This is a genomic window from Acinetobacter sp. 809848, assembly GCF_000581275.1.
In the GTDB taxonomy this organism is placed as follows: Bacteria; Pseudomonadota; Gammaproteobacteria; order Pseudomonadales; family Moraxellaceae; genus Acinetobacter; species Acinetobacter pittii.
Genome location: NZ_JEXG01000001.1, coordinates 276,285 through 298,887, shown reverse-complemented (window position 1 = coordinate 298,887; position 22,603 = coordinate 276,285). Strand labels below are relative to the sequence as shown.

Genomic DNA, 22,603 nt, shown 5'->3' with positions numbered 1-22,603 from the left:
GTTGAACTTGAAAACGGTGCAAAACTTGAATCGAAAACTGTGATCCTTTCTACAGGTGCACGTTGGAGAGAAATGAATGTACCGGGTGAGCAAGAATACCGTACCCGTGGTGTTGCGTACTGCCCACACTGTGATGGTCCATTGTTCAAAGGCAAACGTGTTGCCGTGATTGGTGGCGGTAACTCAGGTGTTGAAGCAGCGATTGACCTTGCAGGGATTGTTGAGCATGTCACTCTGGTTGAATTCGATACCAAACTTCGTGCAGACCAAGTGTTGCAAAACAAATTGCATAGCTTGCCAAACACCACTGTGATTATGAATGCCTTAAGTACAGAAGTGTTAGGCGACGGTTCACAAGTGACTGGCCTTAAATATAAAGACCGTGCGACTGATGAAGAGCATGTGGTAGAGCTTGCAGGGATCTTTGTACAGATTGGTTTACTGCCAAACACTGACTTCTTGAAAGACAGTGAAGTTGAGTTAACCAACCGTGGCGAGATCATTGTGAATGACCGCAACGAAACCAATGTACAAGGTGTATTTGCTGCAGGTGACTGTACCACTGTACCTTACAAGCAAATCATTATTGCTACAGGTGAAGGCGCTAAAGCATCACTCTCTGCGTTTGATTACATCATCCGTTCTGGGCAATAAAATTTAATCCCAAAACGAAAGAGCCAAAGGATAACCTTTGGCTCTTTTTTATTTTCATGGTTTATATAAACCGTGTTCGACTAAATGCTCTCGTAAAATACGACGTAACTCTAATACAGCTTGCGGTGTCAGCTGAATTGAATGACCACCTGGAAGAACTTTCTCAGACTTTGCTCCATCTAAGTGAGCACTTTTGTACGGAACGATGCCATCGGTAATCACATTTGGATCATCACTCTTGGTAATATTTCCCATTATTGAATGGAAAACTAATCCTTGGTGTGGGTTAATATTTTTAGTCAGCTCCATAAATTTAGATTGATGACTTAGATCACTTGGTCCATTTTGAATCAAACCATTATCAATATTACTCAAGAAATCTTTAACATCTAAATTTTCAGTTGTCAGTGAAGTCGCTACAGCCGACAAAAATGCACCCGGTAAACGAATAATTTTACGTGCTGCCAAGGTAAACCAACGATCCGCATAATCTGTACCGCGATGAGGAGAAGCCAAGAAAATTGCACGATCAAAATTATTGATTGAATGCATTTGCAATCGTTCAGTAACCATTGGATGTTTTTTAAAGCGGTTTTGCTGACGAATCGTCATCAATTCTAAGGCAGGTTTAGTAATATCTCCATCACTGACCAGTAAACGGCTGATAATACCTCCCATACTATGTCCAACAAGGACCGCATCATGCGCGGCAGGGTCACTTGGGTTTAATGAACCAAAAGCTTGTTTCAAGAGAGCATAAATCTGAAAACGACTTTCCAAAATTGGCATGTTGGTCGAATAGAAAACTTGCCAAACTTGGTAATTGTCTCTTAAAACCGTATCGCCCATAACATCATTGGTCAGCGCAATCCATGCCTCGGGGCTACTTGCCAAACCATGTACTAACACAATAATTTTCTTATTTGGGTTGTATGGTTCAAGCATATAGAGATGCGGCATAGTTAAATGCTGATCGCGGTCAATCAGAGTTAAATAAGCTGCAACCCCTAAATTGTTTTCGGCTAACCATAGGCCATAAGGTGCTGAAAAGTTAGCTGCTAGAGGATATTGTTTGCCTGCTACATTAATATTATCTGTTCGATATGGGTCATAAACTCGAATCACGAATTCTGGATTATTAATAATTTCTTCGACAGTGGTCGCGTGTTTGGGTTCAGCTACAATAGTCGCAGCTAAGTAGCGTGCATTATGAATATTTGGATTAACACCATTTTTATAATTATATTTAAGTGGGTCTAGGATATATTCATTAATATCTTCATTTCCTGAACTCGGAAAAACAGCCACAAATTCGGAGCCAAAACCATCGCGGCGGTTAATGGTTCTTAAGCCAGAAAAATTCAGGTTATAACTTGAAATTAATTTTTCTAGTTTTTGGCCAGATAGTTGTCTATGAAATTCAAAATCGATTGAATAAATACTTTTACCAATATGAATTTGTGGTTCAACAACATTTTTCTTTGGATGTCTTAAGTCATAAACACCGACCATTTTGGCGATTGCTTGATTATAGAAATCGCGAATTTGAACTTGTCTATTATCAAAAATACGGTCATTAGGCTTACGTTTTGTTGAAAATAGATAGGCATAGCTATAGCGAATACTTTTATCTAATAGGCTCAATTGCTGGTCTAAGCAATCATCATATCTATTCAGAATATTCTTTTGTTCTTCTTCAGATTTATGTTTAGTAAATCTACTTACTTTACAGTCAGATGTATCTGATAAAGCCATTGCTTTTGCGAGATACATCTCGCTTGCTGCTGATAAGAACTGTTCATCTAAAATTTGAGGAAGGTTTTTGAGTTGATTTACACAGGTTTCAGGGGTATCTGTACAAACTTTAGCTTCTTGACCAGACATAGATAGAACATTCAGGCTTGCTTCGCTGAGTTTATCTTGGGTAAGAATACTATTACGTTCATTTGCAATCGTTACATTTAAAGCTTGCTGTTTAACATTTACGACCTGACAACCACTCAGAATTGAACCGAGTAGTATGACCGTCAACAGTGTTTTGCTTCTTTTTATTGAAAACATTATGGTCAAAATATAGTGGCTCAATGGTAGGTAGATCATACAAATTTTAAAATATTTTTCAAATGATCAAATATAAAAAAGGGCTGTCAAAACAGCCCTTTTTTATAGAATTAAGCTTATTTTTTAGGTGCAGCAGGAGTAGTTGCTGACATTGCTGGGTTAGTTAAAACTTGCCATACGTTCCAACGACCTTGTTTTTCAATTTCTTGAATTAAACGGTCAGCAATTTCCGCTTCATCTGGATATTTAACTTTATAGTTCTTTAGCGTCTGGATCGCGTTTTTCTTTTGCTCCATTGCAATATAGTTATTTGCAGCAGCTAAATATGCTTCTTGAACATTACCTTTAATGGCTTTGTCTAAGTATGGAATCGCTTCACGTTGACCGCCACCTTCAGATAAACCAAAACCGAACCAGAAATTTGTCTCCGCATCATCTGGATTAATTTTTAAAAGTCTTTGAGCATATTCTAAAGATTTAGTGGTATGAACAGTACCTAAATCAAGGTTACGTGCAAGAACACTTGCTTTAAAAGCACGAATTAAAATATCAAATGATGCATTTGGATTTGCAGCAAGTGTATCAAGTTGTTGTGTTACTTCTTTAAGTTTACTTTCAAAGCCTTTACGTTCTTGACGGTCAGTAAAGCGAGGCGGGTAGTGACGTGCTTTACCTTCTACTAACTGTAAAAAGTCATCAATAGTAGTCACGTCAATTTCATTTTCACCGGCTAAAACTGCGTATTTCATTGAACGTTGTGAATTATTGACAGTCGGAACGATCAGTTTATTGACGTCGAGAGTAAGCTGTTTGGTTGGATCATCTTGACGATTAACGACCATTTTGGTTACAGGCTGTGCAGCAGCGTCTTTTAATGCAACTTCAAATGCCGGTGGCTGATCATAGTTAAAAGGGTTTAGCGCATAAAAAGGAGGAGTAAGCTCTGGTTCCTTGAAAACAAAAGGCTCAATTTTTTGTTGTTTTACGGGTGCCATTGTACAAGCGGTTAAACTTGAGGTCGCAAGGATTATATATGCCAAAGGCTTAAAATTCATAGGATCTTCCGTTCATTTTAGTAAAGTCAGATTTGGTACAGGTAAGTCTAGAAAAAGCTAAACACACATGCAAGGGTAAGCGTGTTACATTATGAATCAAGAATATTACGTTTTTGATGTCTTATCTTGCGCACCGCATTCACGACGGACTTCTTCAATAATTTTCAGTTCTTCATCACTAAAAGGCTGTTCATCCTGACTTTCTTTTTTGAAGCTCGGATCTAGCTCTGATAAACGCTGGCATAAATTATTCATACGCGTTTCATTATGCTGAATACGATCAAGTAAAACGCGCATACCTTCTAAAATAGGGTCTGACTGATCAGCAGTTGTCGCATATGGGGCAAAGCCAATACTTTGTGCATAATCACGACGACGTTCTTCATCTTTATTCTTGTCAGGTGCATCTTTATAAATATAGCGGGCAGGGTTCCCTACAGCGGTCACGCCAGCAGGAACAGCTTTAGTTACCACAGCATTTGAACCGACTTTAGCACCTTTACCTATTGTAAATGGACCTAAAATTTTTGCACCAGCACCAACAACAACGCCATCTTCTAAAGTTGGGTGGCGTTTACCTTTATTCCATGTTGTACCACCTAGGGTAACACCATGATAAAGCGTAACATCATCGCCAATTTCAGCCGTTTCACCAATCACAACACCCATACCGTGATCAATAAAAAAACGTTTACCGATTTTAGCGCCAGGATGAATTTCAATTCCTGTTGCAAAACGACTAAATGAAGAAAGAAGGCGAGCAGCACCTTTACAATCTTTTTGCCATAACTCATGTGCGACACGATGCATCATAATCGCATGAATGCCAGGGTAGGTCGTGAGAACTTCGAGTGTATTGCGGGCAGCAGGATCTCGCGCAAATACAGCCTTTATATCTTCTTTCAGCTGTTTAAGCATTGGGTTGATCCTCCTTGTCAGATAATGCTTTTTTCCATTTACCACTGGTTAGGGCTTGTACACGACTAAAAATACCGCGAAGTAAATGATATTCCATACGATCTAATTGTATACGACCAAATAAACGACGCAAGCGTAAAGGTAACAAACGTGGATTATCTGGATCTAAAAATTCAATTTCAGTCAGCATTTTCTCTAGATGAGGATAAAACTCTTCCATTTGTTGTTGAGTCACCAATGGTTCATCCCATTGCATGCTTTGACCTTGGACTAATGGCATTTCTTCTGCATCTTGGTCCACGTTTTGTTGCTCTAGAGCAGACATGCGAAGTTCGTAACATACGACTTGAATTGCTTGCGCAACATTTAATACGCCATAGTCCGGATTTACAGGAATTGTTAAATGATAATTTGCCAGTGCTAATTCTTCGTTGGTTAAACCACGATCTTCACGGCCAAAAACAATCGCAATTTGTTGTCCTTGAGTAGTGGCCTTAATAGCTTCTTTAGCAGCTGGTCTTACGTCAAGTAAAGGCCAAGGAATAGTACGGCTACGTGCACTTGTTCCAAATACTAAATGGCAATCTTTAATAGCATCTTCTAGGGTATCGACAATCTCAAGATGTTCAAATAAATCCTGCGCACCAGCAGCAAGCGCTTGTATGTCTGGGTGAGGATATGTTTTAGGTGCAACAAGAACTAATTTAATTAGCCCCATTGTTTTCATGGCACGTAAAGCACTGCCAATATTGGCAGGCAAGGTAGTGTTTACCATGACAATACGCACTTGTGCTAATTGTTTTGACACAGTGTTGTGATCAAACGAACTCATAAGATTTCCAGAAATTACGAATATTGAGAAACTTCGCTTTGGTATAAATCCAATGCATCGTCCATAGTCATGTCCGCGGGAGGGGAAGCAACGGTTTGCGGACGAGCAGGTTCTGCTGCTTTAGCTGCTTTCGACTTTACTTGATATTCAATATAAATATTATCTTTACCAAAATAATCTCTGAGTTTAGCAAGTAATTCATCGAGAGGAGCAACTTTCCATTGCGGACCAAGTTGAAGCTCGGCTTGAGCATAAGGTTGATCAATCTGTAGCTGTAGAGCGATATGTTGATGCATATCTACATTGCAAAATGGCAAGATGATATTTTGTAAATCTTTTGCCAAAGTGGCTTGCATAAACTCTTCTGTTAATTTGATCTGAATGCTATTAGCACGTTTTTGTCGTATTTCATTTAAAGTAAAAGCCTTAGTTAAACGGCCCATCGGACGTTCAAAGCCTTCTCTTTCATAAATTTCGCCTTCAAAGACGACAACACGCTCAACTTGGATAATATCTTTAAAACGTTGGAAACGTTCATGGTTGCAACTTACTTCAATACGAGCTGTACCATCATCTAATACAATAACTACCCGATTTGGGAAGTTTGCGACGTCAATGACTAAACCTGCATACACCGTTGTAACACCACGACGTGTAGCCGTAATTTCATTTAATTTTACCGGAATAAAAGCTTTAAGCTCTTGGCGGTAAACATCAATTGGGTGACCAGTGAGATATAGGCCAAGCGTATCTTTTTCGCCTTTTAGACGAACTTCATCACTCCACGGTTTAACAGGTTTAGCTGGCTTACGCTGAACTTCTTCAACCTCACCAAATAAATCCATAATACCGCTTTCACGGTTACTGCGCGCTTGTTCAGCAGCTTGAACAGCTTCAGGCAATTGTGCCATTAAGCTTGCACGTTCAATTCCCAAGCAATCGAGTGCACCCGCACGAATTAAAGCTTCAAGAGTACGCTTATTGATTTTCTTCAAATCAATACGATGGCAAAAATCGAATAGATCTGTATAAGGACCAAATTGTCGACGAGAGTCAATAACTGACTGCATTGCTTGTTCGCCAACGCCTTTAATTGCACCTAAACCATACACAATAGTTTTATCATCGCTCGCATGGAAATGATAAGTCGACATATTGACTGATGGTGGTAAAACTTCTAGGCCATTATTTCGGCAGTCATCAATTAAAAATACAACACTGTCAGTGTTCTGCATTTCCGATGACATTACTGCTGCCATAAACTCAGCAGGATAATGTGCTTTTAACCATGCAGTATGGTAGGCAACGAGGGCATAAGCGGCGGCGTGAGATTTGTTGAAACCATAGCCTGCGAACTTTTCCATATAGTCAAAGATATGGTTGGCTGTACTTTCATCAATTCCTTTTTCAGCAGCACCTGCCAAGAAAATTTGGCGCTGCTTAACCATCTCCTCAGGTTTCTTTTTACCCATTGCACGGCGGAGTAAGTCCGCGCCACCGAGCGTATAACCCGCACAGATCTGTGCAGTCTGCATCACCTGTTCTTGATAAACCATAATCCCGTAAGTTGGCTCTAATACACCTTCAAGAAGTGGGTGAAGATATTCAAAATCTCCACCATGCATACGGTGAATAAAGTCAGGAATAAGATCCATTGGGCCAGGACGGTACAATGATACGAACGCAATAATCTCTTCAAATTTACTTGGACGTGCTTCTTTAAGCATTCGTTTCATGCCGACGGATTCAAACTGGAATACCGCGGTTGTATTTGCATCGGCAAAGACTGAATATGCTTTAGCATCATCAAGTGGAACATGCGAAATAATGAGCGGATCATTACTATCGCGATTTTTATTAATATTTTGAATTGCGTCTTCAATAACGGTTAAGTTACGTAAACCCAAGAAGTCGAATTTGACGAGACCTGCTGCTTCTACATCGTCTTTATCATATTGAGCAACACGGCTTGTTCCATCTTCCTCACAAAGTACAGCCGAGAAATCGGTAATCTTACCTGGTGCAATGACGACACCACCGGCATGTTTACCAGTATTTCGGGTGATACCTTCCAATTTTAAAGCCATTTCCCAGATTTCACTCGCATCATCATTATCTGGGTTAGATGGGTTGGTAACGATATCTTTAAGCTGAGGTTCCATCTCGATAGCAGTGGCTAAGTCCACACCGAGCGGTTTAGTCGGTACCATTTTTGAGATACGGTCAGCTAAACCGTAAGACTTACCCAATACACGGGCAACGTCACGAATTGCACCTTTTGCCGCCATCGTACCGAAAGTTGCAATTTGCGACACGGCTTCACGTCCATAAGTACGGGAAACATAATCAATGACGCGGTCACGTCCGGCAATACAGAAGTCGACGTCAAAGTCGGGCATCGAAACACGTTCTGGGTTTAAGAAACGTTCGAAAAGTAGATCGTAACGAAGAGGATCAAGATCAGTAATTTTTAAGCTATATGCAACGAGTGAACCCGCACCTGAACCACGACCAGGTCCTACAGGAACGCCATTATTTTTTGCCCACTGGATGAAGTCCATGACGATAAGGAAGTAACCAGGGAAACCCATTTTGAGGATAATGCCGACTTCGTAATCAATTCGTTCATCGTAAGGTTTACGAATCTCTGGCCAGTCTTCGCCACGTTTTTCGAGAGGGTAGAGATAATCTAAACGTTCTTCTAGACCTACTTTTGACAAATGCTCAAAGTAGGTGTCGATGGTAAAGCCATCTGGAATTGGGTAGTCAGGTAAAAAGTAGGTGCCGAGTTGTAGGCTAACATTACAGCGTTTTGCAATGTTATAAGTATTTTCGATAGCACTTGGGATATCTGAAAACAACTCGATCATTTCGTCCGAGGTTTTAAAATGTTGCTCAGGACTATATAAGCGTGGACGACGGTCATCTGCTAATACATAGCCATCAGCAATACAAACACGGGCTTCGTGGGCTTCAAAATCTTCTTTTTCTACAAAGTGCACATCATTATGCGCAACTACACCGACATTATATTGGGCAGCAAGTTTAGCGGCTTCTTGAATAAAGTCTTCTTCACCAGGACGATCGGTACGTGTTAAAGCCAGATAAACACGGTTACCAAATTTTTCGATCCATGCTTCTAACAGGGGAGCTGCTTTTTGAGGGTTAGATGAACAAAGCATCTGACCCACATCACTGTGTTGGCCAAGTAAAACAATAATATCTTGATGCTGTTCAAGTACCCATTCTTTTTTTACACATGGAATACTGAGTTGTTGACCTTCAATAAAACCGCGTGAAACGATTTCGGTAAGACTTTTCCAGCCTACATTACTCATTGCAAGTAAAGTTGCACGATGTTGAGCATCGTCAAGGCGAATTGTGCTACCTAAAAGCGGCTTAATCCCTTTTTTTAAACAAGAATTATAAAATTTTACCGCAGCATGAAGGTTTGATAGATCGGTTAATGCCAGCGCAGGCATTTGGTCTTTAACCGCAGCGTTGACCAAGTCAGGTATGCGAACTATCGACTCTGTAATCGAAAATTCTGTATAAATACCGAGATGAACAAACTGCATAAACCAATCCTTAATACGACTGCAGCATAGTTTAGCACGCAAAGTTAAAACGAAATGCTTAATATTTTGGCAAACTGTTAAGGATTTTATTATTTAAGAAGAATGATTTGAATATCTATTGTACAGATTTAATATAAAAGAGCTTATTTTTAAGAAATAGGACCAACCCAAACTTTGTGTTTGGGCTGGTTGAAAAACTTAGTACTGCCAGAACATGCGCTGAATTTCTTTCGTGTCATTCGTCTTAGTAAGAGCTAAAGCTGCAAGAAGACGCGCTTTTTGAGGGTTTAAATCATGTGCTGCTACCCAACCATATTTAGAGTCAGGTTGTTCTGCATCACGTAATACGAAGCCTTGTGCGACACGTGATGAACGGATAATTTGAATACCGTTTTTGTCATGAAGATTTTGTAAGGTTGGTACGATATATTTTGGTACAGAACCGTTACCAGTACCTGCATTAATGATCGCTTTAGCACCAGCTTTTGCATACGCTTCATATGCATCTGGAAGCATAGAGTCCGAACCATAAACGATCTGTACAGTTGGAAGTGCACCGCCTTTAATATTTTCAATATTAAACTCTGAAGCATTTGTATGACGTTTTACAGACTGTCTGAACCAGTATGGTTTGCCTTCAACCAATGTACCTAAAGCGCCCCATTGACTAACAAAAGCATTTGTATGAATGTTAATGCCTTTAGTTACATCACGTGCAGCAAAAATAGAGTCGTTCATAAGAACCATAACGCCTTTATTTTTCGCATCATCAGAAGCTGCTAAAGCAACTGCACTATAAAGGTTAAGTGGGCCATCAGCTGAAAGAGCTGTTGAAGGACGCATTGAGCCAACAAGTACAATCGGTTTATCAGTATGAACAACCAAATTTAAGAAAAATGCTGTTTCTTCTAAAGTATCTGTACCGTGTGTAATTACGACACCATTAACAGATGGCTTTTTAACAAGCTCATTCACTTGACGAGCAATTTCTAATAATTCCTTGTCAGTAATACTCTCAGAAGCGATTTGTAATGCTTGAATACCAGTTACATTTGCCAAATCTTTGATTTGTGGAACTGCGTTAATTAGCGTATCAACAGGAACTTTTGCAGCAGTATAAGTTGCACTATTTGCCGAGCTTGCGCCAGCACCAGCGATAGTACCGCCAGTCGCAACTACAACAACATTATTTTTTGCATAAAGTGGGAGAGAGCAGGCTAATAAGCCCATCGCTAAACCTAAAGATTTAACAGTTTTAGTCAACATCGAAAATATCCTTATGAAGTGACGAAGTAAAAGTTTGTTGAATATGACTGCTTTTCCTAAGCAAAATACATACCATGTAAAACATATTCATAACTTGTTTGAATAAGAAGCATCCTTGAATAGCATTTTGTTTCACCAACAACCGCTTAATCATTGCTTTTATTTAGCGCTAATAAATAACATGAATAAAATAAAAAATCTATTAAGTTTTTCTAATTTATCTTGATTTGTTTACTTTTTAATATAAATAAAACAAATGATTTTTTTATCTGTATAAAATTAAAAAATAATAGATGTGTTTAAGTAATTTTTTGCCATTTGATATTTTTATATTGTTGATTTTTATTGTTATAATTTAATATTAAGATGATTTTAAATTTTTCAGTATGAATTGAAAAATAATTCCATTAATTTAATATAATTTAATTGTTGTAAATTGAATTAAAATTTAATCACTTGGTATTTATTTTTAAAAATATAAAATTTGTTTGAATAATTTTCATTCTATTTTTAAGGTTTGATTTAAGAAAATTTAATAGCAGTTTAAAGTCATTATTTAATATAAAAATATATGTGAATTTCCGCCACCAATTTTAAAATAAAAAAAGAGCAATTTTATAAGGTCATATAAAATTGCTCTTAAGTTGGGAGAGTGGGAGAAAAGAGAAACTTATGCGGTCGTTTGTTCTTGAGTTGATTTAATTAATACTGGCTCTGGTAGTTCTTCAGTATCAGCCACTTTATCGCCTTCAAGCTTGGCAACAACTGCGGTAGCAATACTGTTACCTACTACGTTTGTTGCAGTACGGCCCATATCAAGGAACTGATCGATACCGAGTAATAAAAGGATGCCAGCTTCAGGTAAGTGGAACATAGTGAGCGTCGCTGAAATAACTACAATAGAAGCTCGTGAAACACCAGCAATACCTTTACTTGTTACCATTAGAGTTAACAAAATTAAGATTTGTTGAGTGAAACTAAGATCAATATTGTAGGCCTGAGCAATAAAGAGCACTGCAAACGTGGTGTACATCATTGAACCATCAAGGTTGAATGAATAACCTAAAGGTAATACAAAGCTCGTTACTTTTTTAGGCACGCCAAATTTATTTAGTGCATCCATAACTTTAGGATAGGCTGATTCACTTGAAGCTGTGGCAAAAGCAAGCGTCACAGGTTCACGAATTAATTTACCTAAGCGGAAAATATCTTTTTTAAGTACGATTGCACCTACAGAGAATAAGATGATCCACAGTAATAAAAGACCAAAGTAGAACTCCGCGATTAAAATGCCATAATCAACAATCAAGCCTAAACCTTGTACTGTAATTGCTGAAGCGATTGCTGCAAATACTGCAACAGGTGCAAACATCATGACGTAATCAGTAATACGGAACATGATTTTGCTGAGTTCATCAGTCAAACGAATGATAACTGAATCTTTTTCTTTGCCTTGATTTACAAAAGCAAGGGCTGAGCCAAAGAAAATAGAGAAAACAAGGACTTGCAAAATATCGTTATTTGCCATTGCTTCGGCAATACTGCGTGGGAAAACATGGCTTAAAAATGATTGTAGAGTGAAGCCTGTAGTCGCTGGAGCAGAAGAGCTACTCAATTGTTGCGCAGTTGGTAATACTAAATCTAAAGCTGCACCTGGTTGGAAAAAGTTTGCCAGACCCATACCGATAGCAAGCGATACGAACGAAGCAGTAATAAACCAAGTCATTGATTTAAGGGTGATACTGCCGATTGATGTCGATTTCCCCATTGATACAATGCCTGAAACAATAGTGGCAAATACCAATGGAGCAATAATCATTTTGATAAGGCGTAAAAAGATATCTGTAGGTATGTTGAGATAAGAAGCGATTTGCTTCAATTGTTCACCCTCATTAAAGAAGTGGTGACAAATCCAACCTGTCAGTATGCCAAGTAAAATAGCAACAACAATATACTTTAGCAATTTCTTTTGCTTCATATGAACCTCTATCCATTTGATTCAATCATCCTTTGATGGGATTTGAATGATTGAAAGCTTTCCTTGTTAGTTCAGTTCGGTTGTTCTAACGATGTTATCTTCCTAGATCTGTATCTGTTTTAACCGAATCGAATATGGCGATGTTGTTATGGAGATGGATTGTTGCTCGATTTTGAAGCGGTGTGAAATGCAAAAAAATATTGATCCATGCATTTTTTGCATAATAAAGGTTAAGTAGATTGAAGAAAATCAAGTGATTTTAAACGTATGGTAAAAAATATATAAATCAAAAAATTAACTAATTTTTAAAGTTAAAAGAATTATAAAATTTATAAAAATAATTTAAATACAATAATTTATTTTGTGTTGATAAAATTGTTATGTGGTTAGAAGATTCTTCTTTTATAAAAATGAAAAAAATAGAATTATAAAAAAGGCACCTATTTAGAGATGCCTTTTTTGTTATGCATTTTTTTAACGGCGATTGGCTAAGAAACGACCTAGACGGGTAATTGCTTCACGTAATTCATTTTCAGCAGGTAAGAAAACCACGCGGAAATGATCAGGTGTTGGCCAGTTAAAGCCTGTACCTTGCACCAATAAAACTTTTTCTGCACGTAGCAAATCAAGCATTAACTTTTCATCATCTTCAATTGGGTAGATGTTCGGGTCAAGGCGCGGGAAACAGTACATTGCTCCATCTGGTTTTACACAACTTACGCCTGGAATTTCATTAAGCATTTCCCACGCAATATTACGCTGTTCATATAAACGGCCACCAGGACGGATCAAGTCATTAATTGATTGATAACCGCCTAGGGCAGTTTGAATCGCATATTGAGCTTGAACGTTAGCACATAGGCGCATTGACGCTAACATGTCTAATCCTTCGATATAGTCGGCAGCACGGCTTTTATCACCCGTAATTGCCATCCAACCTGAACGGAAGCCTGCAATACGATAAGCTTTTGATAAACCATTAAAAGATACGCAAAGCTGGTCGCCCGCTAATGATGCTACTGAAACATGTTCAATACCGTCATAAATAATTTTGTCGTAAATTTCATCAGCAAATAAAATTAGATCATATTTTTTTGCAATCGCTACAATCTGTTCAAGAATGTGGCGTGGATATACCGAACCCGTAGGGTTGTTCGGGTTAATGATGACAATACCGCGAGTATTCGGAGTAATCTTACTTTCAATATCAGCAATATCTGGGTACCAGCTATTTTCTTCATCACATTTATAATGAATTGCTGTGCCGCCTGAAAGATTAACTGCTGCTGTCCAAAGCGGATAATCCGGCATTGGAATCAGCATTTCGTCTCCATCATCTAATAGGCCTTGCATAGCCATTACGATGAGTTCAGATACGCCATTACCAATATACACGTCATTGACATGCATATTGAGAATTCCTTTTTGCTGGTAATACTGACAAATTGCTTTGCGAGCAGGGAAGATACCTTTTGAGTCAACATAACCAATTGCATTTGGTAAGTTTAAAGCAACATCATTAATAATTTCTTGGGGTGCTTCAAAACCAAATGGAGCAGGGTTGCCGATATTCAGCTTGATAATCTTATGTCCTTGCTCTTCCATTTCATTGGCGGCTCGTAAAACTGGCCCACGGATGTCATAACAAACATGCTCAAGCTTCGATGATTTTTTGATTTCTCGAGTAGATGGCATGGAATGGATGGTAGCAGTATTTTTAGACATAACGGGATTCACTTTTGCATATCGGTATAAATAACTTTTAAATGTTTTAACTGTTACCAAATTTAGATCATGTTGATCTTTCAATAGTTCAACAATTTTTTCATGGGTAAAACCCGATTGTTGATATTGTTTGATAATTGGTAGTAGTTGTTGGAAAACCACACTTTTTTTCTGAGACATGTTCTGTCCTATACAACCGTGCGCACTTAGAATAGCACTATGTTTGCTTGCTTTAAAGAAGATTAGTAATAAATTTGCTTACTTTTGATTTTGTATTTTGCTTACTTTTTGCTTTTTGTTCTTTATATGTTTAAATTCCAACAAATTTTACGTTCAGAGACTAGTGTTTTTGTGATGAATGGCGTAAATATAAAACTCGATCATCAGAAATGTTTACTTCAGAATAAAAGGTGTATGTCATGGGAAAAGTCAATAAAACAGACCGGGAATGGCAAAGAGAGTTATCACCAGAAGAGTATCGGATTACACGACAAAAAGGCACTGAACCTGCATTTACGGGGCAATACTGGAATACTAAGCAACATGGTACTTATGTTTGCCGTTGCTGCGGCGCAGAGTTGTTCTCATCAGATACCAAATATGATAGCGGTTGCGGTTGGCCAAGTTTCTTCCGTCCGATCAATGGTGCTGTCATTGATGAACATGAAGATTTAACGCATGGTATGGTCAGAACTGAAATAGTTTGTCATGATTGCGAAGCTCATTTAGGGCATGTATTTGAAGATGGACCACAGCCGACTGGTTTGCGCTACTGTGTAAACTCGGCATCATTACAACTGAAAACAGAAGAAAAAAATGATGAGGAAACCTATCCATGAGTAATATTTATCAGTTTGAAGCTGAGCTGTTAGAGGGTGAAGTTAAGCAATTAGCTGATTATAAAGGTAAAGTTTTACTAATTGTAAACACTGCCAGTAAATGTGGTTTTACACCACAATTTGCTGGCCTCGAAAAACTTTATGAAAAATATAAAGATCAAGGATTAGAAGTTTTAGGTTTTCCCTGCAACCAGTTTGGTGGGCAAGATCCAGGAAGCAATAAAGAAATTGGTAGCTTCTGTCAGCGTAACTATGGGGTGAAATTTCCCATGTTTGCTAAAGTTGATGTAAAAGGCCCAGAAGCCCATGTGATTTTTAGATATTTAACACGTGAAGCTAAAGGTATTTTAGGTAGTAGTAGCATTAAATGGAACTTTACCAAATTCTTGGTAGGTAAAGATGGTGCTGTTTTAAATCGCTATGCACCTACGACTAAGCCAGAAGCTTTAGAAGCTGATATTGAAAAAGCATTAGCGAGTTAATTGTTTAAATGAACGCTATTCCTCAAGCTTTTGAGTTTTGGCAGGATGGGCGAATGCCGTATGTTGAAACCAGAAGATCCTGTTTTAGCCGAACGTGTTATAAGTCTCATAGTCATCCAACGTTTTCTATCGGGGCTATAGACGAGGGGAATAGCGTTTTTCAAAGTTCATTTGGTACACCCCAAAAGATTGATGCTGGTACTTTGGTGATCGTACCCGCACATATTGAGCATTCATGTAACCCTTTGCCAGATCAAGCTTGGAGCTACCAAATGCTACATTTGGACATAAGGTGGTTAAATCAGCTGTATTCAGAATTTCGAGAACATGGTCTGGATTTACATCTGCCTCAGCATAAGCCGCTCATAATAAAAGAAGAAACTTTATATCAGGCTTTTTCTGATATGAATGAAACTTTATTCGATCCTGAAAAATTAATTATTGAAAAAGAACAGTCGCTGATCTATTGCCTTACCCAGTTGTTACTCCCACATTTCGTATTAGAAGAAATACAAAAAACTGAATATTTGTATGAAGATTTTTTGGACTTAATTCATATTATTAAATCGTCAGAACAATTTATTTCTCTTGAAGAGCTTGCAGAGCAGGTTGGTCTTAGTCGATATGCAATCATTCGTTTATTCAAGGCCAATGTTGGTTTAACTCCACATGCATTTCAAATTAATTTAAAGATTAATCAAGCCAGAGCTCAATTAAAGCAAGGGATTTCACTCGCAGAGCTAGCTGTCAATTTAGGCTTTAGTGATCAAAGCCATTTTCATAAAGCTTTTAAAGCACATACGGGAATTACTCCTCGACAGTTTCAACTTGCAGCCGCGCAATAATTTACAAGAAATTATTTTTCTCTATTTTTAAGCTACTCCATACAGTTTTAAAGATGAAATCGTTATGGAAGTTTTTTTGGTTATCGCCGTTACTCACTTTTTAGCACTACTATCTCCAGGTCCAGATTTTTTTCTTATTTTGACCAGTCTTTTGCAAAAAGGAGCGCGTTATACCTATGGCGTTATTCTGGGAATTACTTTGGGTAATGCTGTTATCTTAATGGTGTGTATATTTGGACTTATGGTTCTTGGTAATTTAAGTACAATGATTCTTTTAGTACTTAAATGGATGGGGGCTGGATATTTAGCTTATTTGAGTTTTCTCTGTTTTAGAGCCACTCAAGGAACAAACTTAAATATTACTGTTGCTGAAAATAGTTTGTTTGAACAAGAGTCTAGTTATAAGAGTAAAGCTAAAAGCTTGGCTCTGGGTTTGCAATCCAGTCTTCTTAATCCTAAAAATATTATGTTTTATAGTAGTTTAATGCTACTTATTCAACAGGAATTTAGCTTATTTCAAAAATTACTAATGAGTATATGGATGACAGGAGTGGTTTTCGGGTGGAATTTATTATTAGTTCGTTTATTGCGTCAAGAGCGTGTATTAGCACAGATTAAACGCTCTGCTAGAGGAATATATTATTGCTCCAGTCTGGCTTTCATTTTTTTCGCAGTGTTATTGGTTGCCTATAGTTAAAGCAGATCGCATAGCCTTCTAAATAAAACTGAAGGCTATGCAATTTTGCTGGGTTTAAAGAATCGCTTTTAAACGTTTAACAACTTCTTCACATTGTGCCAAATCTGCTACTAAAGCCATACGCACATGATTGGCACCAGGGTTACCTTGTTTGGTATCACGAGATAGATAACGACCCGGTAAAACTTTAATGTGTGCTTTTTCCATCAGCATCTTGGCAAAAGTTTCATCATTATCGACTTTTAACCAGTAATAAAAACCGGCATCAGGTTTTTGTAATGGGAGGAGATGACCTAGCTCAGATTGGAATAAATCAAACTTTGCACGATATTGCTTACGGTTTTCTTCAACATGGTTTTCATCGTTCCACGCTGCGATTGAAGCAAGCTGGTGTTGTACTGGCATTGCAGCGCCGTGATAGGTGCGGTATTGCAAATATGGCTTTAACAGATCGGTATCACCCGCTACAAAACCTGAGCGCAAACCCGGCAAGTTTGAGCGTTTTGAAAGTGAATGAAATACGATACAGTTTTTGTAGTCATCACGACCAAGCTCAGCACAAACTTCTAATAGACCAGTAGGTGCTTGATCAAACCAAAGCTCTGAATAGCATTCATCAGAAGCAATAACAAAATTATATTGATCAGATAAGGCAATTAGCTTTTTAAATTGTTCTTTAGAAAGCACAGTACCTGTTGGGTTACCTGGTGTACATACAAAAAGAAGGGCTGTCTTTTCCCAAACTTCTGCTGGTACAGCATCAAAATCACCTAAATAGCCATTTTCTTCCGTGCAATTAATGAAGTATGGCTTTGCACCTGCAAGTAAAGCTGCACCTTCATAAATTTGATAAAACGGATTCGGCATCACCACATAAGGTGCATCTTCACGATTAATTAATGCCTGTACAAAAGAGAAAATGCCTTCACGTGTACCAGAGACAGGCAAGATGTGGTTTTCAGCACTAATGCTGTTAAGTTTAAAGCGCTTAGTTAACCAATCTGCAATGCTTTGGCGAAGCTCTGGTAAGCCTTTACTGTTTGGATAAGTTGATAAATGGTTAAAGTTATCAATAATAGCCTGTTTAACAAACTCTGGTGCTGGATGCTTAGGTTCGCCAATTGATAGAGGAATCAAGGGAAGGTTAGCAGGAGTAGTATCCTTAAAAAGTTGGTTTAACTTTTCAAATGGATACGGGTGTAATAACGACAAGCTAGAGTTCATTAAACAGTTACCAAGTAGTTGAGTTTCAGTGCTGACAAATTTGATTAGATGCTTCATCTAATGCAGCTTTCAGTTTTTCCGAGAAGAGTTTGACCTCTTCGTTATTCAGCGGTTTTCCATCTTTTTTGGTGACAAAGAAAATATCTTCGGCACGTTCACCTAAAGTTGCGATTCGGGCTGAATGGATGTCTAAACCTTGCATCATAAATAAACCACCCACGCGTGCAAGTAGACCGGGGTGATCGAGTGTTGAAATTTCGACCATATTTTGCTGTAAGGCTTCATTTAATGTTACGTCGACTGTATTTTCAATATCGAAATGACGTAATTGACGTGGAATACGACGTTGCATGAGTCCCGGATATTGGTCTGGTTGGCTAAGGGCTTTCACTAATGCATTTTTAACGGTTTCTTCACGTTCTGGGTCGGTAAGCAATGTCCCGAAACGATCAAGTACAACATAAGTGTCTAAGCTAAATGCTGTACTTGCCGTGATAATTTTTGCATCCTGAACGTCTAAGTTCATTCGGTCTAAAACGGCAACAGTGGTGGCAAATAGGTTAGGTTGATCGCGAGTATAAATAAAGATTTGCACCGCATCTTGAGCTGCTTTACGGTGAGCACGCAAGAGGACTAATGGCTCTGGATTATCACCGTGTTTTAAAATTGCTTGTGTATGCCACGCAATTTCATCCGCTGATTCTTTAATGAAGTATTCATCACCTAGTTCTTGCCATACTTTTTCGACATCTGCCAATGCGAAGTTATTTACCAGCAATTCACTTGCTGCAAATTTGGTGTCTTCAATCAGCATTTGGTAGTCAACGGGACGGCCTAAACCTGTACGGATTACATCACGAGCATGCGTATAAAGTTGACGCATGAGAGAAGCGCGCCATGTGTTCCATAGTTTTGGATTTGTCGCGTTAATATCGGCAACCGTTAAGGTATATAGATAATCAAGATGCTCCATATCGCCCAGTTTCTCTGCAAAATCTTTCACGACATCAGGATCAGAAATATCTTTTTTTTGAGCGGTCAAAGACATGAGCAAATGGTTTTGAATAAGCCATGCAATTAATTTGCATTCACGCTCTGTAAAGCCATGTGCACGGCCAAACTCAATCGCGTCTTCTGCGCCGAGTTCGCTGTGGTCACCACCGCGACCTTTTGCGATGTCATGGAATAAAGCAGCAATGAACACAATATCTTGACGAGCAAGACGTTGGAAAACTGAACTTACTACAGGGAATTCTTTGGCAAATTCAGGTTCTCTAAAACGATTTAAATTACGCAGCAATAATAATGTGTGAGCATCGACCGTATAGATATGGAACAAGTCATATTGCATAAGGCCCATAATTTGGCCAAAAGCAGGAATATAGTTTCCTAAAACACCATATCGTTTCATCGCAACCAAGGTATCGTATAAACGATATGGTGAGCGAATAATCGACATAAACAGTGCTTGATGCTCTGGATTATCGCGATAACTTTGGTTGATTCGTTTTGCGGCAAGAATAAGTAAGCGTAAAGTCCGGGCGCGAATACCTTCAATATCTGGTCGATTGGCTAAAATATAGAACAACTCTAAAATCGCGCTTGGATGCTCGGCGAATATTTTATGATGTTGTACGGCAAGTTTATTATCGACAATTTTAAAGTGATCGTTAACAACTTCAATTTTGCGTTCATAGTTGGGCAGTCGAGGAGTAATCACTGACTCGCTAAAATACGCAAGCAACATTTCATTGAGTGTTGAAACTTGCTGCGCCGTACGGTAGTAGCGTTTCATGAACTGCTCAACACCATAATTTACAGGTTGGCCTTCTTGACGAACATAACCAAATTTAGCGGCAATTTCCCTTTGGTGGTCAAAGAGTAAACGGTTTTCATCACGTTTAGCTAAACGGTGTAAATGATGTCGAATTTCCCAAAGAAAACTTTCAGCTTCTTCTAAAACTGCCAATTCAAACTCTGAAATGAAACCTAAATGCACTAAGTCATAAATACGATTTACGCGAAAGTGACGTTTGGCTATCCAGCCAATTTGGTTAATGTCACGTATACCACCCGGTGCATTTTTAATGTCGGGTTCTAAATTACTTTCAGTATTGTTGTGTTGATGGTAACGCTTGGCTTGTTCGGCCATTTTTGCGTCATAGAATGTTTTGTCAGTCCATGTCTGCGAAACAATACGGCGAGGCCATTTCGCAAGCTGACTATTGCCAGTAATTAACCGCGCTTCAATTAAAGTTGTTGCAACGGTTAAATCGGTAGCAGCCTGTTCAACACAGCTTTGAATCGTGCGAACACTAATGCCGGGTTTAAAGTTTCCAACGTCCCATAAAGAAGAAATAAATGTAGAGATACGTTTTTCGTTTTCTTCGTTAATTTCATGCTCCGATAGGATCATGATATCGACATCGGAATAGGGCAACATTTCACGGCGCCCATAACCGCCTACAGCAAAAAGGCCCAGTTCTGTCTGATCGAGTTCAGCATGTTTCCATAAAAAGATCAGTGCTTCATCTACTAAATCTGAACGGGCTTTAATGATTTCACGAATAGATTGCCCATTTTCATATGAATCTTGCAACTGTTTTTCTACATCCGTTCGCCACTGATTAATGGCTTTAATATCATGATGACTTGAGACATAGTTCAACAATGGCGATATATTGATCATGAAAATGGGTCTACCAATAAGTAAAAATTAAGAGTTTGTTTGAACGCTTACTTGATCAGCGGTTTCTTTCGCTAAAGTACGAGCAAGATCAGTATTTTCAGCACGAGCGGTTGCTACCCCCATACGACGACGTTTGAAACCTTCTGGTTTGCCAAACAGGCGTAAATCGGTGTCTGGGTGTGTTAAAGCTACATTGAGATTGCTATAACTTAAATTGCTGGCATCAACTCCAGCATAAATTACCGCACTTGCTGCAACACTGTGGCGTGCTGTGTTTACAGGTAAACCTAAAATTGCACGTGCATGCAGTTCAAATTCACTTTGAAACTGAGATGCTAAAGTTACGAGTCCTGTATCGTGTGGGCGAGGTGAGACTTCACTAAACCAAACCTTGTCGCCTTTAATAAACAGTTCTACACCAAAAATACCACAGCCACCAAGTGCAGTTGTCACTTTATTTGCAATACGTTTTGCTTCTTCGAGTGCCGCCGCCGTCATTGGTTGAGGTTGCCAGCTTTCTACATAATCCCCGGCATCTTGGCGGTGACCAATTGGGTCACAGTAATGAGTTTCGATTTCACCAGTTTCAGGGTTTTTAGCGCGAACGGTAAGTAATGTAATTTCAAAATCAAAATCAATTTGAGATTCAATAATAACCGTGCCTTGGTTAACACGGCCACCTTGCATCGCATATTCCCAAGCTGCATCGACTTCATCGAAACTTTTTACACGAGACTGACCTTTACCTGAAGATGACATGACTGGTTTTACAAAGTTTGGATAACCAATGTCATCGCAAGCGGCGCGGAAGCTTTCGAGCGTATCAGCAAAACGATAAGCAGAAGTAGGTAGGCCAAGTTCTTCAGCCGCAAGACGGCGGATGCCTTCACGGTTCATTGTGAGGTTTACAGCTTTAGCAGAAGGGATGACAGTTGCTGTTTTGCTCGCTTCAATTTCAAGTAAAACTTCTGTCGCAATTGCTTCAATTTCTGGAACAATTAAATTTGGTTTAATTTTCTCGATGAGTTGTTTTAATTGGGCAGGATCTGCCATGTTTAACACATAAGAAAAATGTGCAACTTGCATTGCTGGTGCATGATCATAACGGTCGGCTGCATGTACTTCTACACCAAGGCGTTGTAAGGAAATTACAACTTCTTTGCCAAGCTCTCCTGAACCTAACAATAAAACTTTAAATGCAGAAGATTGAAGTGGGGTACCGAGTGTCACGCTCATGCGAATCATCCTGACAAAATTATTTTTTTAAGCATAGCAGAACTTATGGTGGAGTTAAGCCTTATCATGCATAAAAAAAGTAATTTTGTCGGACAATTAAAAAAGTGGTTTTTAGATATTAACCTGATAGTTTAAAAGCAATTCATCCGCATTTTTACCACGGATGCCCCAATTTTCTTTAGGTGTTTCAAAAATAGTAATTTCAATGTCTTGTGGAGAAATTCTACATTGTTCTTGAATATTACGAAATAAGGTTTGGATAAGCTGCTTTTTAGTGGCTGCACTGCGGCCTGCAAACATTGAAAGTTCAATAATAATGTAATGCTGGCTTCTGTCAGAAGGGTAAATGAAATTTCCTGGTTTAAGGCTAATAAAACGTTGAAATCTTTTCTCAACAGGATATTTCAATTCTTCAATAAGCGCCTGATGGATTGCATGAGAAAGTAATTCTCGGTACTGCATAATGGTTTGTTCATTTGCATAAATTTTAACTTGTGACATTTTTATCTCTATATAAGTAGCTA

The 22,603-nt window shown here is 38.6% G+C and carries 17 protein-coding genes; 5 read left to right on the top strand and 12 right to left on the bottom strand.

Annotated features, from left to right (window positions below; genetic code table 11):
- A partial coding sequence (locus J536_RS0104205) for an FAD-dependent oxidoreductase (protein WP_032062446.1) occupies positions 1–654 on the top strand: 654 nt, incomplete at its 5' end.
- 54 nt (positions 655–708) lie between these two features.
- Here J536_RS0104205 and J536_RS06425 read toward each other — a convergent pair.
- The 8 genes from J536_RS06425 to J536_RS06390 form a co-directional block, all read right to left on the bottom strand.
- Entirely contained in the window at positions 709–2,715 is a 2,007-nt protein-coding gene (locus J536_RS06425) for an esterase/lipase family protein (protein WP_032062444.1), read from the bottom strand.
- Positions 2,716–2,831: 116 nt separating this feature from the next.
- Positions 2,832–3,770 carry an ABUW_2363 family tetratricopeptide repeat lipoprotein gene (locus J536_RS06420; protein WP_032062442.1) on the bottom strand — a complete coding sequence of 313 codons (939 nt, stop codon included), beginning with the start codon at positions 3,768–3,770 and terminating at the stop codon, positions 2,832–2,834.
- Positions 3,771–3,875: 105 nt separating this feature from the next.
- Positions 3,876–4,688: a serine O-acetyltransferase gene (gene cysE / locus J536_RS06415; protein ID WP_017403186.1), complete on the bottom strand. Its 813-nt coding sequence runs from the start codon at positions 4,686–4,688 to the stop codon at positions 3,876–3,878.
- Positions 4,681–5,520 (bottom strand): RNA methyltransferase, encoded by an 840-nt coding sequence (locus tag J536_RS06410; protein WP_032062440.1) that lies wholly within the window; start codon positions 5,518–5,520, stop codon positions 4,681–4,683. Before J536_RS06410 ends, cysE begins: the two co-directional genes overlap by 8 nt.
- 14 nt (positions 5,521–5,534) lie before the next feature.
- Positions 5,535–9,098 carry a DNA polymerase III subunit alpha gene (gene dnaE / locus J536_RS06405; RefSeq protein ID WP_032062438.1) on the bottom strand — a complete coding sequence of 1,188 codons (3,564 nt, stop codon included), beginning with the start codon at positions 9,096–9,098 and terminating at the stop codon, positions 5,535–5,537.
- A 198-nt stretch (positions 9,099–9,296) separates the two neighbouring features.
- Positions 9,297–10,364 (bottom strand): type II asparaginase, encoded by a 1,068-nt coding sequence (locus J536_RS06400; protein WP_032062436.1) that lies wholly within the window; start codon positions 10,362–10,364, stop codon positions 9,297–9,299.
- 670 nt (positions 10,365–11,034) lie between these two features.
- Positions 11,035–12,342, bottom strand: coding sequence for a dicarboxylate/amino acid:cation symporter (locus J536_RS06395; protein ID WP_002114420.1), 1,308 nt, complete (start codon positions 12,340–12,342; stop codon positions 11,035–11,037).
- A 474-nt stretch (positions 12,343–12,816) separates the two neighbouring features.
- The gene (locus J536_RS06390; RefSeq protein WP_014206525.1) at positions 12,817–14,247 is read right to left on the bottom strand and encodes a pyridoxal phosphate-dependent aminotransferase; all 1,431 of its coding nucleotides are present in this window, start codon (positions 14,245–14,247) and stop codon (positions 12,817–12,819) included.
- Between the two features lie 239 nt (positions 14,248–14,486).
- On the opposite strand from J536_RS06390, the gene msrB reads away from it, so the two are divergent.
- The 4 genes from msrB to J536_RS06375 all read left to right on the top strand — a co-directional run bounded on the left by msrB (position 14,487) and on the right by J536_RS06375 (position 16,930).
- A complete protein-coding gene (msrB, locus tag J536_RS06385) occupies positions 14,487–14,906 on the top strand; it encodes a peptide-methionine (R)-S-oxide reductase MsrB (protein ID WP_002114184.1) in 420 nt (139 codons plus the stop codon).
- The gene (locus tag J536_RS06380) at positions 14,903–15,388 is read left to right on the top strand and encodes a glutathione peroxidase (RefSeq protein ID WP_002114194.1); all 486 of its coding nucleotides are present in this window, start codon (positions 14,903–14,905) and stop codon (positions 15,386–15,388) included. Before msrB ends, J536_RS06380 begins: the two co-directional genes overlap by 4 nt.
- An 8-nt stretch (positions 15,389–15,396) precedes the next feature.
- Positions 15,397–16,233 (top strand): AraC family transcriptional regulator, encoded by an 837-nt coding sequence (locus tag J536_RS0104200; RefSeq protein WP_032062434.1) that lies wholly within the window; start codon positions 15,397–15,399, stop codon positions 16,231–16,233.
- Positions 16,234–16,297: 64 nt separating this feature from the next.
- Positions 16,298–16,930: a LysE family translocator gene (locus tag J536_RS06375; RefSeq protein ID WP_032062433.1), complete on the top strand. Its 633-nt coding sequence runs from the start codon at positions 16,298–16,300 to the stop codon at positions 16,928–16,930.
- 54 nt (positions 16,931–16,984) lie between these two features.
- Here the strand turns inward: J536_RS06375 and dapC are convergent, their stop codons facing one another.
- The 4 genes from dapC to J536_RS06355 form a co-directional block, all read right to left on the bottom strand.
- Positions 16,985–18,154 carry a succinyldiaminopimelate transaminase gene (dapC, locus tag J536_RS06370; protein WP_032062432.1) on the bottom strand — a complete coding sequence of 390 codons (1,170 nt, stop codon included), beginning with the start codon at positions 18,152–18,154 and terminating at the stop codon, positions 16,985–16,987.
- Positions 18,155–18,179: 25 nt separating this feature from the next.
- On the bottom strand, positions 18,180–20,843 hold the full coding sequence (gene glnD, locus J536_RS06365; RefSeq protein ID WP_000608324.1) for a [protein-PII] uridylyltransferase: 2,664 nt from the start codon (positions 20,841–20,843) through the stop codon (positions 18,180–18,182).
- A 27-nt stretch (positions 20,844–20,870) separates the two neighbouring features.
- The gene (purT, locus tag J536_RS06360; protein ID WP_079381102.1) at positions 20,871–22,088 is read right to left on the bottom strand and encodes a formate-dependent phosphoribosylglycinamide formyltransferase; all 1,218 of its coding nucleotides are present in this window, start codon (positions 22,086–22,088) and stop codon (positions 20,871–20,873) included.
- Positions 22,089–22,190: 102 nt separating this feature from the next.
- Positions 22,191–22,580, bottom strand: coding sequence for a tautomerase family protein (locus J536_RS06355; RefSeq protein ID WP_017386770.1), 390 nt, complete (start codon positions 22,578–22,580; stop codon positions 22,191–22,193).
- Positions 22,581–22,603 lie beyond the last annotated feature (23 nt).

What these genes read in the sequence shown, in the direction of transcription:
- dapC (WP_032062432.1), bottom strand. Translation starts at nt 18,154, where the DNA reads ATGAACTCTAGCTTGTCGTTATTACACCCGTATCCATTTGAAAAGTTA.
- msrB (WP_002114184.1), top strand. Translation starts at nt 14,487, where the DNA reads ATGGGAAAAGTCAATAAAACAGACCGGGAATGGCAAAGAGAGTTATCA.
- J536_RS06400 (WP_032062436.1), bottom strand. Translation starts at nt 10,364, where the DNA reads ATGTTGACTAAAACTGTTAAATCTTTAGGTTTAGCGATGGGCTTATTA.
- dnaE (WP_032062438.1), bottom strand. Translation starts at nt 9,098, where the DNA reads ATGCAGTTTGTTCATCTCGGTATTTATACAGAATTTTCGATTACAGAG.
- J536_RS0104200 (WP_032062434.1), top strand. Translation starts at nt 15,397, where the DNA reads ATGAACGCTATTCCTCAAGCTTTTGAGTTTTGGCAGGATGGGCGAATG.
- J536_RS06420 (WP_032062442.1), bottom strand. Translation starts at nt 3,770, where the DNA reads ATGAATTTTAAGCCTTTGGCATATATAATCCTTGCGACCTCAAGTTTA.
- J536_RS06410 (WP_032062440.1), bottom strand. Translation starts at nt 5,520, where the DNA reads ATGAGTTCGTTTGATCACAACACTGTGTCAAAACAATTAGCACAAGTG.
- cysE (WP_017403186.1), bottom strand. Translation starts at nt 4,688, where the DNA reads ATGCTTAAACAGCTGAAAGAAGATATAAAGGCTGTATTTGCGCGAGAT.
- J536_RS06390 (WP_014206525.1), bottom strand. Translation starts at nt 14,247, where the DNA reads ATGTCTCAGAAAAAAAGTGTGGTTTTCCAACAACTACTACCAATTATC.
- J536_RS06395 (WP_002114420.1), bottom strand. Translation starts at nt 12,342, where the DNA reads ATGAAGCAAAAGAAATTGCTAAAGTATATTGTTGTTGCTATTTTACTT.
- purT (WP_079381102.1), bottom strand. Translation starts at nt 22,088, where the DNA reads ATGATTCGCATGAGCGTGACACTCGGTACCCCACTTCAATCTTCTGCA.
- J536_RS06380 (WP_002114194.1), top strand. Translation starts at nt 14,903, where the DNA reads ATGAGTAATATTTATCAGTTTGAAGCTGAGCTGTTAGAGGGTGAAGTT.
- J536_RS06425 (WP_032062444.1), bottom strand. Translation starts at nt 2,715, where the DNA reads ATGTTTTCAATAAAAAGAAGCAAAACACTGTTGACGGTCATACTACTC.
- J536_RS06375 (WP_032062433.1), top strand. Translation starts at nt 16,298, where the DNA reads ATGGAAGTTTTTTTGGTTATCGCCGTTACTCACTTTTTAGCACTACTA.
- J536_RS06355 (WP_017386770.1), bottom strand. Translation starts at nt 22,580, where the DNA reads ATGTCACAAGTTAAAATTTATGCAAATGAACAAACCATTATGCAGTAC.
- glnD (WP_000608324.1), bottom strand. Translation starts at nt 20,843, where the DNA reads ATGATCAATATATCGCCATTGTTGAACTATGTCTCAAGTCATCATGAT.